Annotated in this window: 12 protein-coding genes and 2 tRNA genes; 6 read left to right on the forward strand and 8 right to left on the reverse strand. The window is 63.6% G+C overall.

Going from position 1 to position 15804, the window contains the following annotated elements:
- Window positions 1-517 precede the first annotated feature (517 nt).
- From G7Y49_RS06265 to G7Y49_RS06275, 3 genes are all read left to right on the forward strand, one after another.
- Window positions 518-1258: a TraX family protein gene (locus G7Y49_RS06265; RefSeq protein WP_241157296.1), complete on the forward strand. Its 741-nt coding sequence runs from the start codon at window positions 518-520 to the stop codon at window positions 1256-1258.
- A gap of 238 nt (window positions 1259-1496) precedes the next feature.
- A tRNA-Ile gene (locus tag G7Y49_RS06270) sits at window positions 1497-1573 on the forward strand.
- A gap of 117 nt (window positions 1574-1690) precedes the next feature.
- Window positions 1691-1766, forward strand: a tRNA-Ala gene (locus tag G7Y49_RS06275).
- Window positions 1767-2138: 372 nt separating this feature from the next.
- On the opposite strand, the gene G7Y49_RS06280 is transcribed toward G7Y49_RS06275, so the two are convergent.
- The 3 genes from G7Y49_RS06280 to G7Y49_RS06290 all read right to left on the reverse strand — a co-directional run bounded on the left by G7Y49_RS06280 (window position 2139) and on the right by G7Y49_RS06290 (window position 4084).
- Window positions 2139-2783 (reverse strand): DUF6179 domain-containing protein, encoded by a 645-nt coding sequence (locus G7Y49_RS06280; protein WP_165172132.1) that lies wholly within the window; start codon window positions 2781-2783, stop codon window positions 2139-2141.
- A complete protein-coding gene (locus G7Y49_RS06285; RefSeq protein ID WP_206214580.1) occupies window positions 2767-3342 on the reverse strand; it encodes a DUF6323 family protein in 576 nt (191 codons plus the stop codon). Before G7Y49_RS06285 ends, G7Y49_RS06280 begins: the two co-directional genes overlap by 17 nt.
- 196 nt (window positions 3343-3538) lie before the next feature.
- Window positions 3539-4084 carry a flavodoxin family protein gene (locus G7Y49_RS06290; RefSeq protein WP_165172136.1) on the reverse strand — a complete coding sequence of 182 codons (546 nt, stop codon included), beginning with the start codon at window positions 4082-4084 and terminating at the stop codon, window positions 3539-3541.
- 93 nt (window positions 4085-4177) lie between these two features.
- On the opposite strand from G7Y49_RS06290, the gene G7Y49_RS06295 reads away from it, so the two are divergent.
- Together G7Y49_RS06295 and G7Y49_RS06300 are read left to right on the forward strand one after the other, a co-directional pair.
- Window positions 4178-4534: a winged helix-turn-helix transcriptional regulator gene (locus tag G7Y49_RS06295; protein WP_370519613.1), complete on the forward strand. Its 357-nt coding sequence runs from the start codon at window positions 4178-4180 to the stop codon at window positions 4532-4534.
- 180 nt (window positions 4535-4714) lie between these two features.
- Window positions 4715-5215 (forward strand): bifunctional nuclease family protein, encoded by a 501-nt coding sequence (locus G7Y49_RS06300; protein WP_165172138.1) that lies wholly within the window; start codon window positions 4715-4717, stop codon window positions 5213-5215.
- A gap of 268 nt (window positions 5216-5483) precedes the next feature.
- On the opposite strand, the gene gyrA is transcribed toward G7Y49_RS06300, so the two are convergent.
- The 5 genes from gyrA to dnaN all read right to left on the reverse strand — a co-directional run bounded on the left by gyrA (window position 5484) and on the right by dnaN (window position 13882).
- Window positions 5484-8042, reverse strand: coding sequence for a DNA gyrase subunit A (gene gyrA, locus G7Y49_RS06305; RefSeq protein WP_255465923.1), 2559 nt, complete (start codon window positions 8040-8042; stop codon window positions 5484-5486).
- Window positions 8043-8539: 497 nt separating this feature from the next.
- Window positions 8540-10483, reverse strand: coding sequence for a DNA topoisomerase (ATP-hydrolyzing) subunit B (gene gyrB, locus G7Y49_RS06310; RefSeq protein WP_165172139.1), 1944 nt, complete (start codon window positions 10481-10483; stop codon window positions 8540-8542).
- Window positions 10484-10673: 190 nt separating this feature from the next.
- Entirely contained in the window at window positions 10674-11255 is a 582-nt protein-coding gene (locus G7Y49_RS06315) for a hypothetical protein (RefSeq protein ID WP_165172140.1), read from the reverse strand.
- A complete protein-coding gene (locus tag G7Y49_RS06320; protein ID WP_241157297.1) occupies window positions 11252-12739 on the reverse strand; it encodes a DNA replication and repair protein RecF in 1488 nt (495 codons plus the stop codon). The genes G7Y49_RS06315 and G7Y49_RS06320 overlap by 4 nt, the downstream gene beginning before the upstream one ends.
- 42 nt (window positions 12740-12781) lie before the next feature.
- Window positions 12782-13882, reverse strand: coding sequence for a DNA polymerase III subunit beta (dnaN, locus tag G7Y49_RS06325; protein WP_165172141.1), 1101 nt, complete (start codon window positions 13880-13882; stop codon window positions 12782-12784).
- Between the two features lie 731 nt (window positions 13883-14613).
- On the opposite strand from dnaN, the gene G7Y49_RS06330 reads away from it, so the two are divergent.
- Window positions 14614-15792 carry an ATP-binding protein gene (locus G7Y49_RS06330; RefSeq protein ID WP_241157298.1) on the forward strand — a complete coding sequence of 393 codons (1179 nt, stop codon included), beginning with the start codon at window positions 14614-14616 and terminating at the stop codon, window positions 15790-15792.
- The last annotated feature ends 12 nt before the right edge of the window (window positions 15793-15804 follow it).

Raw genomic sequence — 15804 nt, forward strand, 5'->3', positions numbered from 1 at the left:
TATTATACTAGAAAGTACCCAAAAGTACCATATATCAATATTGACAAATTTGACATCGGGCAACAAAAAAGCCCCGTTCATCGGGGCGATCAGAATCTGGATAACCTATTCATCTGTCAAAGACCCGGTACCGCGCGTATGCGTCTCTGATCTTCATGGGTAAAGTATAATCTCCCCAACTCCCCCGGCGTGTTTTGCGAAACGCACTTCGCAAAACACGCCAAGAGCAACGAAGAAAGCTGGACTCGCCGTGCCGACTGGCCCCTCCAACATATCGAGTGTCCCCAACGCAACCAGCGCGTCCGAACCCGCCGTGCTGCCAAGCCCGGGGGCCGCCATGGCATCTCACGAAACAGGCGCCACGTCACCTGCCGCGGCATCCCACGAATCGGACGTCGCATCGCTCACCGAGCCAGCCCATGAAGCAGGCGCCGCACCTTCCACCGCGGCATCCCACGAAACAGGCGCCGCGTCACCCGCCGAGACAGCCCACGCAGCCAGCGGCATGCGTCCGGGTGTGTCTGCGTTCACCCTCAAGGTAGCTGCCATCATCGGCATGACCTGCAACCACGTGGCAAACGTGTTCTCGGGCGCTTTCGCAGGATGTGATCCATGGGGCGCCCCCGCGCTCCTCGTCCTCTATGCGCTCGGCGGCATGACCTTCCCCGTCATGGCGTTCCTCGTGTCAGAAGGGTACGCGCACACCTCGAACGTACGACGCTATGCCAAGCGGCTCCTCGTGTTCGCCCTCGTATCGCAGGTCCCCTTCTCCCTGCTGTGGGGCCTTGTGGGAAACGTGATGTTCACGCTCCTCGCCGGCCTGGGCATCCTCTATGCACGCGACCACTGCAAAAGCACCGGCGCGTTCGCCACATGCTTCTGCCTCGCGCTCGGCATCAGCTCCTTCTGCGATTGGCCCGTGATCGGGCCTCTCATGATCTTCCTCTTCCACGAGCTCAGAGGCCAAGGGGCACGCGGCGTCATGCTGACCACGCTCGTCCCCCTCGCCTCGACGGGCGTCCCTGCCCTCGCGAACATCCTGACGGGCGGCTCGTTTCCCTCCTATTCGCTTGCAGGCACGACGGCCCTGTTCACCTCCTGGTGCGAGCTCGGCTACGCCTGCGTCGGGTTCCTCTTCGCCGCAGCCTTCATCACCCGCTACCGGGGCCGCCGCGGCCGACCCCTCAAGTGGTTCTTCTACGCCTACTACCCTGCGCACCTCTTGGTGATAGCCGCGGCAGCCTACCTGATCCTGTAGCCATCCCCAGCAAGGCGAACTCCCCGCTGCAACGACAGGGCGCCCCGTTTCGTGACCGAAGGCATTTGCGAACCTGCAGCGCGGACCTGGCGTACATCCACTTTGCTGGATCACCTCGCGGCGCGCAGGGCGCAACCCCATCCAGACCATCCAGACGGGCAGATAATTTCAAAAAAGTTAGAATTACTTCTTGCAGCGCACGCCAAGTCAGGTGTATGATATCCAAGCACTTTTTCAAGGGCCCGTAGCTCAGTTGGTTAGAGCGCACGCCTGATAAGCGTGAGGTCGCTGGTTCAAATCCATTCGGGCCCACCATTTTTGCGATAAACGCTCCACCGTGAGCCGAGTTAGCCGGTGGAGCGTTTATTAATGTCTGGGTGCTTTTCGCAGAATGTTTCACGTGAAACATCGGGAAGCGGCGCTTGGCGACACGGGGCATTAGCTCAGCTGGGAGAGCGCGGGCTTTGCAAGCCTGAGGTCAGGGGTTCGATCCCCCTATGCTCCACCAAGTCCAATACGGCCGTCGACGCAGGTTGGCGGCCGTTTTCGTTAACCTCGCAGGGATCGAACCCCGCGAGGGCAGAATGCGCCGGTGGCGCATTCTGGTCCGAGCACCGAAGGTGCGAGGAGGTTGCGGACTTGCGCAGCAAGTGCGCGTCGATCCCTCTATGCTCCACCATACAGAGTTCACCCGTACCCTTCGGGGTGCGGGTGTTTTCATTTTCGAACACAGCGCGCGCTTTCATCGGAACCTCAACCCCCACCGGGGGTGCTTCGAGCTGCGTCGGCAGAAGCGCAAGCAGAAGCACGGGAGCAGGCGATCGCGCCGCGCATACCAGAAGTCTCATCAGCACAGGCGGGCCGAAAGCCACGCCGCCCGTCAACCAGCTTTGGCGGACACGAGCTCGCCCTCGTGCGGAAGTAGCAGGTCGTAGAGGTTCACGTGCAGACCGCGGTAGTCGGGGCAAGCCCGCTCAAGCACGGCCACGCAGCTGCCCACGTCGAACCGCGCGATCCAGCGCGCCTCCGCGAGGAGCTGCGCCAGCCACGCCTCAAGGTAGTCGACGCCCATGAGGCCGGGATCGACCGGCTCGCTCAGCTGGTAATCGATGTCGCAGGGAACCTCATCCGCGGCGAAGTAGACGTCGTAGCGCTTCTTCACCTCGCCGAGGCTCGCCAGCGTGTCGCGAAGGGCCACGTTGCGAATGGGCGGCATGACCGCCACGACCTCGCGCCAGAGGGCGAGTACGTCGTCGATCCGCCTGTTGAGCGCGTCAATGCCGTCATGCCAGAGCGCGATCGGGTCGTCGACGTCGAGCACCCGTGCGGCCTCCTTGGGAGTCGCACGCGCGATGCCTAGCGAGTAGGCCACCGACGCCGCGAGCTCGTTCGCCTCGCAGGCGGACACGCTGGAGGAGCCGCCCGCGCAGTACAGTCTGGCGACGTGCGCCACCAGGCGAGCGAAGTTGTCCGAAGCCCGTGCGAAATCGGGGGTGTCGTCGCGCACGCTAATCGTCCCAGTCATCGGCCCACCCCTCGCCGTCCCAGCCGTCCGACTGCTCATCATAGTCCCACTCGGCGGGGTCGAAGACGTATGCGCGTCCCTCGTCGTCGATGATGCGGTATTCACCAAGGCTCTCCGCCTCGGCGGTGCGCACGTATTCCTCCGAGTAGCGCATGACTTCCTCTGCCGGAAGCGCGGCGACCTCGGCCGCGTCGCCCCACGCGTCCAGGCAGCCGCGTAGGGCCTCGGCTATCTCAGCGTCGGGAACGTCTGCCGGCAGCTCGTCCCGAATGGCGTAGAACGCGTCTTGGAGCTCTGCCAAATCGCGCGCGACACGCTCCTGCGAGAGACACGGCGACGTCGCCACGGCCTCCGCCACGGCTGCGATCGCAGGCGTCCCGAACTCCACCCGCCCGGCTTCCGCCAGCGCCTCTTCCCTGCGCTCTGCGAGCATCCGGACGTCCTCGCGGGAGACGGAGAGCCCTCCTGCGGCCAGCCGTTCGTTCACCTCTGCCAACGTCGAGCTCATCGAGTTTGCCCGCGCCCTTGAGAGCACTGAAAGCCATGGGTTTGCGTCCATGCGCCCCACCCCTTCCATAATCGCGGTCAATGCTTAATACCGCGAAGAGGCGCGAAGTTCAAGGCTGCAAATCTCGACGCGAACGTGGTAATGTGTCGGCTGGTGACCAACCTGCGGGCGGCCAATCTGCCGGCAGCTCGCCGGCAGCTCGCCTGCCGGCCAGCCCGACAGCCAGCCCGCCGACGCATCTCCCCTTCTAGAACTTCTCCGCAAGCGAGGCGGCCTGGCTGCAGCCGTCGGTCTTGTCGACGTCGCCCTCGTTCAGCACGCCCGGAACCAGCACCTTGCCGACCACGTTCCACTTCAGCAGAGCGGCGATGCGGTCGAAGGGCAGGCTCAGGCCGTCCATCACGGCCGGGTCCTCCTCTTCGCAACAGGCGATGAGCGCGACGTCCTTGCCGCCTATCGGCTTCTGGCCGATGGCGAAGGAGTAGAGCTTGTCGATCGCGTTCTTGATCTGCCCCGGGAAGGAGTACCAGTAGGTCGGGGAGGCGAACACGATGGCATCGGCCTCAAGCAGATCAGGGGCGATCGTGTTGAAGTCGTCATCGTAGGTGCAGGGCTTCCCGCTCTTGTAGCAGGTTTCGCAGGCATGGCATCCGCCTATGTTCGAAAGCGCGGCGTTGAACTCGACGACCGCGTTGCCCTTCGCTTCGCTCGCCTCCGCGAACGCCTTGATCATGCGCGCGGTGTTGCCGTTCTTGCGCGGGCTTCCGTTGATGACGACGATCTTCTTTCCCATGGTTTCTCCTTCACTGCGGGGAACGTTCGATGTATCGTATGAAACCACAATCTTTTCCCTCATCAAGTACGAACTTCAATGAAAGGTACTATCTTGGAAGAAAGCGAATTCGCCAAGGAAGAACTCCCCTGCATAGGAGAGGCGCGCTTCGAGGAGACGGGGTACAGCTACACGCTGTCGCTCATATCCGGCAAGCACAAGATGGTGATCCTCTACTGCCTCATGGAGTATCAGCCGGTGCGCTTCAACGAGATGAAGCGCTACCTCGGAAGAATCTCGGACAAGACGCTCTCGCAGAACCTCAAGGAGCTTGAAGCTGACGACCTCGTCCATCGCGAAGCCTACCCGCAGATACCGCCGAAAGTCGAGTACTCTTTGACCGAGCGCGGAGAGTCGCTGATGAAGGTGCTCGACCAGCTCTGCGTGTGGGGAGCCGAGAACCGCGTTTAGCGGCTGCAGAGTGCCTGGAGCTCGCCCGCGCGCAGCGCGGGATGTTTGGGCCGCGCAGGGCATAGGGGCCGGCCATCCCTCAGTCCGGCCGCCGTCTGGATTCGTCGAGCGCCGAGGTTGGCCGCCGTTTCCCCATCAGCTAAGCTTAGCGAAACACGCTCAGGTCAGCAGGAGGATTCCATGGTTCCACTTCACGTGCTCACGCTCATCGTCACGGGCCCCGCGCAGCCTTCGGTGCTCGTGCTCGAGCCCGTGGAGGACTCGCCTGCGGGGAAGTCGCGCATCGTGCCCATTTGGATCGGCGTGACCGAGGCGTCCCAGCTCGGCGTGGCCATCGAGCACGTGAGGCTCCCCCGGCCCATGACGCACGATCTCTTCCTCGACGCCATGACCAACCTCGACGCGCGCGTCGACCACGTGGTGATCAACCAGGTGAAGGGGCAGACCTTCTACGCGCAGCTCGTCCTGCGCCAAGGTGCGCGGCTGATCGAGCTCGACGCGCGTCCCACCGACGCGCTCGCGCTCGCGCTGCGCCAGGAGGCGCCGTTCTACATTGAGGAGGACGTGCTGGAGAAGGCGTCGTTCCCCTACCTCTTCAAGGACAACAAGGACGAGGAGAGCGAGCTGCAGGAGTTTCGCACCTTCTTGGAGGGAATCGCCCCGGACGATTTCGCAAGTTAGGATTCGCAAGACACGCCGAAAGGGACTGCGAAGAAAAGAAGCGGGGGGAATGTTTCACGTGAAACATTCCCCCCGCTCTACGTATGTACGCCGGTGACTCACGGCTCGCAGCGCCGCAGCCCGCCGCCGACCCGCCAGAGATCAGTCAGCGCCTGCTTTCGCAGCACACGCTGCCAATCTGCTAGCGCGGCTCACGCCACTAGCACGCTACCGACCGCCAGCGCCAGCGCTCGCCGCGCCGCCGCCCGCAGCCCGCAACGCCGCAGCTCTACTCGGCGTCGATGTCGTCTTCGCTGACTTCGCCGTGCTCGATCAGGCCCATCTGCGCGCCATCCTCGCCGGCGCCGTCCTTGGCAACCCTCTTCTTGCCGCCCGTCGAGGAGATGGCCACGGCCGTCACGCGGTCCTTGCCCTGGATCTTCATCACGCACACGCCCTGCGTCGAGCGTCCCAGCTCGGAGATGCCCTTGACCGGGGTGCGCACGACCACGCCCTCCTCGGAGATGATCATGATCTCGTCGTCGGGCCCGACGATCTTCATCACCGACAGCAGGCCCTTCTTCTGCGTCATGGTGATGGTGTACACGCCTTGCCCGCCGCGATGGTGCTCGGGGTACTCCTCGATCGGCGTGCGCTTGCCGAAGCCCTTCTCGGTGATGACGAACAGGTCCGTGCCGGGCTTGGCGATCTCCATGCCCAGGACATGCGCGTCAGCTGGCACGTTCATGCCGCGGACGCCCATGGTGTCGCGGCCCATGGCGCGCACCTCGTCCTCTTTCCACAGGATGGCCTTGCCGGCGCTCGACACCATGATGACCTTCTCGCCTTCCGCCACGCGGTGCACGGCGATCAGCTCGTCGTCGTCCTTCAGGTTGATGGCGATCAACCCGTCGCGGCGCGTGCGGTCGTACTGGTTCATGGAGGTCTTCTTCACCATGCCCTGCGCCGTGGCGAACATGAGGTACTCGTTCTCAGGGAAGTCCTTGGTGGCGATGACCGCCGAGATCGTCTCGCCCTTCGCCAGCGGCAGCAGGTTCACGATCGCCGTGCCGCGCGCGTGACGCGACGCCTCGGGAATGTCGTACACCTTGAGGCGGTACACCTTGCCCGCCGTGGAGAAGAACAGCATGTAGGAATGCGTCGACGCCACGAACAGGTGCTCCACGAAGTCGGAGTCCTTGAGGTTCACCGCCTGCATGCCCTTGCCGCCGCGCTTCTGCTGGCGGTACGTGCTCACCGGGAGGCGCTTGATGTAGCCTGCCTTCGTCATGGTGACGACCATGGACTCGTCGGCGATCAGGTCCTCCACCTCGATGTCCTTCGCCTCGCCCGTGATCTTGGTGCGACGCGGGGTGGCGTACTTGCGCTTGATCTCGAGCAGCTCGTCGCGGATGATCCCGCGCACGAGCGCCTCGTCCTGCAGCACGCGCTTGTAGTACGCGATCTTCTCGCGCAGATCGGCCAGCTCCTGCTCGATCTTGGTGCGCTCGAGGCCGGTGAGGCGGCGCAGGCGCATCTCGAGGATGGCGTCGGTCTGGCGCTTCGTGAGGCCGAAGCGCTCGGTCAGGCGCGCCGCGGCCTCCTTGTCGGTCTCGGACGAGCGGATGATGTGGATGACCTCGTCGATGTTGTCGAGCGCGATGATGTAGCCTTCGAGGATGTGGGCGCGCTCCTCGGCCTTCGCCAGCTCGTAGCGCGTGCGGCGCACGATGACGTCCTTCTGGTGCTCGATGTAGTAGAACAGGATCTCCTTGAGCGAGAGGACGCGCGGCGCGCCGTCGACGAGCGCCAGCATGTTGCAGCCGAAGCCCACCTGCAGCTGCGTGTGCTTGTACAGCTTGTTGAGCACCACCTGCGGAATGGCGTTGGCCTTCAGGTCGATGATGATGTCGATGCCGCGGCGGTCGGCGGCGTCGTGGATGTTCGAGATCTCGGGCAGCTTCTTGTCGCGCACGAGCTCGCCGAGCTTCTCAAGCAGGCGCTTGCGGTTGACCTGGTACGGGATCTCCTTCACCACGATGGACGAGCGCCCGTTCTTCTTCTCCTCGATGGTGCACTTCGCGCGCACCGTGAGGCCGCCGTGGCCCGTCTCGTACGCGTCGAGGATGCCCTTCTTGCCCATGATCAGGCCGCCCGTGGGGAAGTCGGGGCCGGGGAGCACCTGCATGAGCTCCTCGGTGGTCACGTCCGGGTTCTCCAGCATCAGGCACGTGGCGTCGATCGTCTCGCCGAGGTTGTGCGGCGGGATGTTGGTGGCCATGCCCACGGCGATGCCGTTCGAGCCGTTGACCAGCAGGTTCGGGAAGCGCGCGGGCAGCACCTTCGGCTCTTGGAGGCTCTCGTCGTAGTTCGGCATGAAGTCGACGGTCTCCTTGTCGAGGTCGCGCAGAAGCTCCATGGCGGGCTTGTCGAGGCGCGCCTCGGTGTAGCGCATGGCCGCCGCGGAGTCGCCGTCGATGGAGCCGAAGTTGCCGTGGCCGTCGATCAGGGGCAGGCGCATGGAGAACGGCTGGGCCAGGCGCACCATGGTGTCGTACACCGCCACGTCGCCGTGGGGGTGGTACTTGCCGATGACGTCGCCGACCGTGCGCGCCGACTTCATGTGCGGCTTGCTCGGCAGGTAGCCCGACTCGTTCATGGCGTACAGGATGCGGCGGTGGACCGGCTTGAGGCCGTCGCGCACGTCAGGCAGCGCGCGGGCCACGATGACGCTCATGGAGTACTCGAGGAAGGACGCCTGCATCTCCTTGCCCAGGTAGGCCGAGCGGACGATGGTTCCCTCGCCGCCGTTCGCGCCCTCGATGACGGCGCCGTGGGGGTTCGGCATGTCCACGAGCATCGACTTCGCGCGCTCCTCCTCGGAGACGAAGCCCTCAGCTGGCAGACTGTCGCGGGATGCGCCGTCGTTCGGCAGGCTGTCGCTTGACAGGGCGTCGCGGGACAGGGTGTCGCTTGACAGGTTATCACTTGACAGGGCGGCGTCCGGCTGATCTCCGCTTGACAGGTTGTCATTCGATAGACCGTCGCGAGACAGGCCCTCGTTTTCTTCAGTCATATGTCTCCTTTCGGACATATTTCACACTCAAATGCGTTTTGCAAAACGCGTTTCGCAAAATCGCCCGGATGGCGCCGCCTCGTCACCTGCGGCTCGCACGCGGCGGCCGCAGCACTTGCGGCGCCTACGGCATTCGCAGCGTTCGCGGTGATGCGGCGCTTTCGACACGGCGCGCGCTCGCAGTCGTTGCATGCCAGGCGCATCCGCTAGCAACGCCGCCAGGGCAGCCGTCATCGGCTCCCGCCGGCAGCTGCCAACCCGCGCGGCTCCTAGATGTCGAGGAACCGCACGTCGCGGGCGTGCTTCTGGATGAACTCCTTGCGCGGCTCGACCTGGTCGCCCATGAGCTCGCTCACCACGCGCTCAGCTTCGGCGGCGTCGTCGATGTTCACCTGCAGAAGCGTGCGGCTCTGCGGCTCCATGGTGGTCTCCCACAGCTGCTCGGGGTCCATCTCGCCGAGGCCCTTGTAGCGCTGCACGTCGTACTTCTCGGCGCCACCCATCTCGGCGAGCACCTCGGACAGCGCGCTCTCGTCGTAGATGTAGCGCTCGATCTTGGTAGTGCGCGAGTTCTTCTTCTTCACGCCGAAGATCGGGGGCTGGGCGATGTAGATGTAGCCGAGGTTGATGAGCTCGGGCATGTAGCGGTAGAAGAACGTGAGCAGCAGGATGCGGATGTGCGCGCCGTCGACGTCGGCATCAGTCATGATGATGATGCGGTGGTAGCGCGCCTTCTCGGCGTCGAAGTCGTCGCCGATGTTCGTGCCGATGGCCGTGATCAGCGACGAGATCGTGTCAGAGGAGAGCGAGCGGTGCAGGCCCGCGCGCTCCACGTTGAGGATCTTGCCGCGCAGGGGCAGGATGGCCTGCGTCTTGCGGTCGCGCGCCTGCTTCGCGGAGCCGCCTGCGGAGTCGCCCTCGACGATGAAGATCTCGGACTGGGAGGCGTCCTTCGAGGAGCAGTCGGCCAGCTTGCCGGGCAGCGCGAACGAGTCGAGCACGTTCTTGCGGCGCGTCATCTCACGCGCCTTGCGGGCGGCCTCGCGCGCCTTGAGCGCCTGGGTGGCCTTGCCCACGATGCGCTTCGCGGGCGTGGGGTTCTCCTCGAGGTACTCGGCCAGGCCGCGCGTCACGGCGTTTTGCACGAGCGGGCGGATCTCGGTGTTGCCGAGCTTCGTCTTAGTCTGGCCCTCGAACTGCGGGTCGTGCAGCTTCACTGAGATGATGGCCGCGAGGCCCTCGCGCGCGTCCTCGCCCGACAGGTTCGCGTCCTTCTCCTTGAGCAGGCCCTTGTTGCGCGCGTACTCGTTGATGGTGCGCGTGATGGCCTGCTTGAAGCCGTCGAGGTGCGTGCCGCCCTCGTGCGTGTTGATGTTGTTGGCGAACGCCATGACCGAGTTGCTCGAGTACGAGGTCGACCACTGGAGCGCCACCTCGACGGTGCCGTCCTCGTTCTCCGCCTCGAAGTAGACGGGCTTGTTGAGCGTCTCGCGGCCCTCGTTCAGGTACTTGACGAAGTCGACGATGCCGCCCTGCGCCTGGAAGACCTCAGTGCGGGGGTTGCCCTCGGCGTCGGTGACGCGCTCGTCGTGCAAGATGATCTTGAGGCCCTTGTTCAGGAAGGCCATCTCGCGGAAGCGGTTGGCCAGGGTGTCGTAGTCGTAGACGGTGGTCTCGGTGAAGATCTCGGGGTCGGGCCAGAAGGTGGTCTTGGTGCCCGTTCCCTTCGCGGGGCCGAGCTTCTTCAGCTTCTCGACCGTCTTGCCGTGGTCGAACGCGATCTTGTACTCGCTGCCGTCGCGCTTGACGAACACCTCCACGCGCGTGGACAGGGCGTTCACCACCGAGACGCCCACGCCGTGCAGGCCGCCCGACACCTTGTAGCCCTCGCCGCCGAACTTTCCGCCGGCGTGCAGGATGGTCAGGACCACCTCGACGGTGGGGATCTTCTCCTTCGGATGCTTGTCTACGGGAATGCCGCGGCCGTTGTCGGCGACGGTGATTGAGTTGTCAGCGTGGATCCACACTTCGATCTTGTCGCAGTAGCCCGCGAGCGCCTCGTCGACTGAGTTGTCCACGACCTCGTACACCAGATGATGCAGGCCGCGCGGGCCCGTCGAGCCGATGTACATGCCGGGGCGCTTGCGAACTGCCTCCAAGCCCTCGAGGACTTGGATGTCGGAACCGTCGTAATGATCTGGTTTTGCTGCCAATTGACACGCTCCTTTTGTCGCAAAACATGAAAGACGCGCCCATAGGAGGGCGCTCTGCCGTGCAATTTTACCATATCAGAATCAAAGAAGAGCGTGCCGCACTCTCAAACGACGTGATTTCAGGCGTTCTCAGGTGGTGTTTTTACTTTTTCTGAAAATTATGGCGTTTTCTTGCAAACCAGCCGTCAGCTTACACGCCACGTGCCTTCGCAGCCTTTTCGCCTTTCTCCTGGCAGAGCGACGCCTCCATGGCACACTCGAAGCGCTCGCGCAGACGCGGGTCCTCGATGCTCGCGGCGGCGCGGCTGACGCGGGCGCGCTCATGCTCCGTCAGCGGAAGGGGATGCGCCGCTGGCGCGGGCGCGGTGGCGGATGCGTCCTGCTCGCGCGGGACGTACGGGTGGCGGTTCCTCATGTTGAAGCGCGAGGGGAAGGTCTTGAACACCTCAATTTCCTCGCCATAGCGCTCCTTGAGCAGCAGCATGATGAGGTGCTGGCGGCTGTGCACGTCGCTGCGGAAGCTGCCGTCGTCCATGTAGATCAGAAGAGCCCGGACCGTCTTGCCCGCCTCCGGCACGCCAACCGGCTCCTTCTTGATGTACACCGCGTTCACATGCTCGAGCACGTAGCGCGCGTTCTCCTTGTAGATGTGCTCGATAGCCTCCTTGAACATCGCCTGCACTTGCGCCGCGCGGCGTGCGATGCGCGCGGCCTGGTCAGTTGAGGAGAGGGCGCCTGTCACCGCAGACAATTCGCTGCCGAGCCTTCTCATGCCGTCACGCCCTTCTCCTGCGCAGATGCCTCCCGTGCATCAGCTTGCTGCGCCAAGGAACCGAATGTTTCACGTGAAACATTCGAAGGCTCATGCGCCCCGAAGGGTTCGCGCGTTCCCCCTTCGTGTAGCTGCGAAGAGGACTGTTCCACCACATCAGTTTGACGTGCGAGAATACCAGCAACAGCGGATTGGGATCCTTCGCTCAGCATATCTTCCTCAGGCGTCGATGCGTCGAATGTTTCACGTGAAACATTCTCTTCCGGCTGCTTCCCTTCCTCGCGTGCCTGCGTGAAGCCTCTGCGCGCCTGCTTGAGCGGCAGCTCCACCACGTCAGCTGCGGCGAGCATGTCCGCGTCGAAGTACGCGAGGTTGGCGGTGGTGATGAAAGTCTGCACGTCACGTGAGATGTAGCCGACAAGCGCCTCGCGGCGGGCGCCGTCGAGCTCGCTCATCACGTCGTCGAGCAGCAGCACCGGCTTGACGCCGAGCACCTCCTCGATCACCGCCGCCTCGGCGAGCTTGTAGGCGAGCACCACCGTGCGCTGCTGGCCTTGGCTGCCGAAATGAGTGGCGTTGCTGCCGTCGATCATGAAGGTGATGGTGTCGGCATGCGGGCCCACGAGCGCGCGGCGGCGGCGCAGTTCCTCGTCGCGGCAGGCCGCCAGCGCATGCTCGAGGCGGGTGCGCGCATCGTCGCGCGTGAGATGGAGGGGCTCCTGGAGGGATTCCGGCTCATGAGCCACATCAGCGGACACGCCCAGCTCAGCAGCTGCGCCCAAGGCCGCGCCGTCCTCCTCCCAGTCATCCCACGACGGCACGTAGCACGCGCCAAAACGCTCCCGCCCGCCGGCGATCTGCTCGTAGCGCTCCCTCGTGTACGGGATCAGCCGCTCGAAGAGCGCCGCGCGGTAGCAGGTCAGCTGCGCGCCGCAGGTCACGAGCATCTCGTTGATGCTGTCGATGAGCGCTGGCGACGCCTCATCCTTCAGCAGGCGGTTCTTGTGGCGGATGACCTTCTCGTAGTCCTTCTGGATCAGGTAGTAGTTCGCGTTGAGCTGCGATCCCAGCGCGTCAAGCGCGGCGCGGCGCGCGCTCATCGACCCTTTGACGAGCCCCAGGTCGTCAGGCGTGAACGTCACCGAGGGCACGAGCCCCTTGAGGTCGGCAGGGCGCTTCGCCTTGCCGTTGAGCCGGTAGCGCTTCGCATGCCCCTCAGCTGCAAGCGCCACGTCGAGCAGGCGGTTCCCATCGGTCAGCGCAGCGCGGAGGTGCGCTGATTCTTCCCCACGCCGCACGAGCTGGTCGATGGTGGCATGGCGAAACGACGAGAGCGCCGTGAGCAGCTGCACCCCTTCGACGATGTTGGTCTTCCCCACCGCGTTCGGACCGACGAGCACGGTGAGCATGCCCAGCTCGCCGAGGTGCAGCTCCTCATACGACCTGAAATTCCGAAACGTTATGTCCGTGATGCGCAGCGTCACCGCGCGCCTCCCGCCATGCGGGCGCGTGAGCTCGGCATGTCCTTACGAGATGCGCACGGGCATGACCAGGTACAGGTAGTTCTCCGGCGGCAACGCGCGGAAGATGCCCGGCTTGACCGCCGACTGGGCCTCGAGGTACACCTCGTCACCTGACACGGCAGAAAGCCCCTCGAGCACATAGGAGTAGTTGAAGGCGATCTCCACGTCCTCACCCTCAATCTCGCACGGGAGAGTTTCCTGCGCGGAGCCCACGTCCTGCGAAGCCGCGGAGATCTGGGTGGTCTGCGAGGCGCCGTTGAGATCGAAGCGCACCGGCGAGGTGGACGACCCGAGCAGCGACGCGCGCTTGACGCCCGCGACGAGGCGGTCCACCTCAAGCGTGGCGCGGGTGGCGTAGGTGTCAGGGAGGAGCTGCTTGTAGTTGGGGAAGTTGCCTTCGATGCGGCGGTTGATGAAAACCGTGTCCTCGCAGGTCACGACGATCTGGTTGTCAGCAAGCGCGATGGAGACCGGTGAGGAGGTCTTGGGCAGCGACGCGATCTCGGAGAGGAAGCTGCCGGCGATCACCGCCTGGAACTCATCGGCCGTGGCGTCGGGCAGCGCGGCTTCGGTGACGGCGAGGCGGTACGAGTCGGTGGCCACCATGCGCAGCTGCCCAGCCTCGAGCGTGATCAGCACTCCTGTGAGGATGGCGCGGCTCTCATCCTTCGACACCACGCGCGACACCCGCTTGACCATGGAGGAGAACTGCGCGAAGGGCACCTCGATGCGCTGGTGTGTGTCGACGGAGGGGAATCCCGGGAAGTCCTCGTAGTTGAGCACCTTGATGGAGAACGACGAAGTGTCGCAGGTGATGTACGCCTGGTCGTCGCGCGCCTCCACGTGAACGGCGGCGTCGGCGAGGTTCTTCACGATCTCGGAGAAGAGCTTGCCCGGAACGACCGTCTTGCCCTCCTCCTCCACGAGCGCCGCGACGGAGTATTGGATGGAGAGCTCGAGGTCAGTCGCCTGCATCACGAGCTTGTCATCATGGGCGTCAAACAGGATGCCTGAGAGAACCGGCAGGGTCGAGCGCGTTGAGACGCCCTTCAGCACGATGGATATGGCGTTCTGCAGCTCAGACTTGTTTATGCTGAATTTCATGTGACGAACCTCTCAGTAAGAACCCGCCGACGGAGACGAGCAGCACAGGGCGGACGACAGGTGGATGTGTTCTCGGGATATTATAGCGTCACCAAGGCGCTCCTCGGGCTTCTTTCAGCCACACGGCGCTGAAAGCCGTCCTTGTTTTCCACAATTCTTTCCCTCCCCCTTGTGGAAAATGTGGATAACTTATCTCAAGCAACGTCAAACCAAGGGAATCAAGCAGAAAACCCCTCATCAGCAGCGACACGGGCTTAAAGAACGCGGTTGATTACTTTTTCGGCATTTAACGGGACTTTACGCTAAAAATAGCCTTTGATCAGGTATTTTACATTATTCTTTACAAAAGCGAACATAAGGACGCCTTAAAGGAGCGGCTTTTTCACCAGTAATCCCGAACATGACGAAAAAAAGTGAGTTCAAGCAGGCGAAACCTAAAGAGCCGAAAAGTCAAGGGAAATCTCAACACTTTTTAACATCAGATGCCGATTTTCCGCGCCGTAGTTTTCATGGCTTTCAGCGTTTTCCACTTTCTCTGAATTAAATGTCAATAACTTTGAAAACCCCTTGTCGAACAGCTTTCAGTATTCACATTTTGTTGAAAAATGTTGAAAACTTCTTTTTCGGCCTGATAAAACCGCAGGTAAGTAGATTTCAACGCCTGAAAAAAGCTACAATGTCGGTGAATAACCCTGAACTTCCATGAAAACGTACTAAAAATGGAGCAAGCCGTGGATCAGATCCCGCCGAAGAACGACATACCCGAGGTCCCCGACGAGCCGGCAGGCGCGACCTACGACTACGCCTACGTGTCGGCCACCGCGCGCATCGCGCTCTATGACGACCTGCGCAGCGCGCCGCGCGTCACCGAGATCCCCCCCGCCGAGACGGGCGCCTACATCGAGAACCTCGCGTCGAAGGTGTACGAGCAGGCGCGGGCGGCGGGAGGCGCCATCCCCTACACGGTGATTCGCGAGGTGTCGGAGAACTTCATCCACGCGCGCTTCAAGGAGATCATCGTGTCCATCCTCGACAGGGGAAGCACCATTCGCTTCGCTGACCAGGGGCCGGGCATCAACCATAAGGACAAGGCGCAGCTGCCGGGCTTCTCGTCGGCCGTCGAGCCCATGAAGAAGTACATTCGCGGCGTGGGCTCGGGCCTGCCGATCGTCAAGGAGTACCTCGAGTTCTCTCACGGCACCATCAGCATCGAGGACAACATGGGCGCGGGCTCCGTCGTGACCATCAGCATGAACCCCGCCGCGCAAGCGGGAACGCCCGAGGATGCGACGAAGCAGGCGCAGGCACCGGGAGCCGTTCGGAAGGCGGCGCTGGCAGGAGCCGGCGGCACGGCGGGGACGCCTTCACAAGCGCAGGCGATGCCCCAGGCTGCGGGACAGCCCCCGATGATCGCGCAGCCCGCGTACCAGCCGCAAGGCACGGGAATGCCCGGTGCGGGACTCCCGCTCGCGGGAATGCCAGCCGCAGGCATGGGAGCCCAGAACGCAGGGGCGCCCTACCCGTATGCCGACGCCGCCTACGCGGGCGCAACCGCAGGCGTCCCCGCGGCGCAGTTTCCCCAGCCGTTCGCGACGATGCCTCAAGCTGCCGGCATGCCGGGAGCGTACCAGCAGGTCAATCCCGCGTTTGCCTCGCAGATGGCAGCGCATGAGGCGACCCGCATCCAGATGGCCCTCGCTCCCCTCTCGCCGCGCGAGCGCGACTTCCTTCCCTTCTTCCTCTACGAGGGTCCGCTCGGCGTCACCGAGATCGCGCAGCTCACCGACACGCCCGTGTCGAGCACGCACGTCGCGCTGCGCAAGCTCGAGGAAGCCGGGCTCGTCGAGCGGACCGCCGCGAAGAAGCGCACCCTCACGCCGCTCGGCCGCGACGTCGCGCAGGCGCTCTAGTCGAATTCGCAA

This window comes from Adlercreutzia sp. ZJ242 (genome assembly GCF_011038995.1).
Taxonomy (GTDB): Bacteria; Actinomycetota; Coriobacteriia; order Coriobacteriales; family Eggerthellaceae; genus CAAEEV01.

Bases quoted from the DNA above. Each gene is read 5' to 3' on its own strand.
- G7Y49_RS06280 (WP_165172132.1), bottom strand. From the start codon at position 2,783: ATGACTGGGACGATTAGCGTGCGCGACGACACCCCCGATTTCGCACGG.
- G7Y49_RS06285 (WP_206214580.1), bottom strand. From the start codon at position 3,342: ATGGACGCAAACCCATGGCTTTCAGTGCTCTCAAGGGCGCGGGCAAAC.
- G7Y49_RS06290 (WP_165172136.1), bottom strand. From the start codon at position 4,084: ATGGGAAAGAAGATCGTCGTCATCAACGGAAGCCCGCGCAAGAACGGC.
- G7Y49_RS06300 (WP_165172138.1), top strand. From the start codon at position 4,715: ATGGTTCCACTTCACGTGCTCACGCTCATCGTCACGGGCCCCGCGCAG.
- gyrA (WP_255465923.1), bottom strand. From the start codon at position 8,042: ATGCCGAACCCCCACGGCGCCGTCATCGAGGGCGCGAACGGCGGCGAG.
- G7Y49_RS06315 (WP_165172140.1), bottom strand. From the start codon at position 11,255: ATGAGAAGGCTCGGCAGCGAATTGTCTGCGGTGACAGGCGCCCTCTCC.
- dnaN (WP_165172141.1), bottom strand. From the start codon at position 13,882: ATGAAATTCAGCATAAACAAGTCTGAGCTGCAGAACGCCATATCCATC.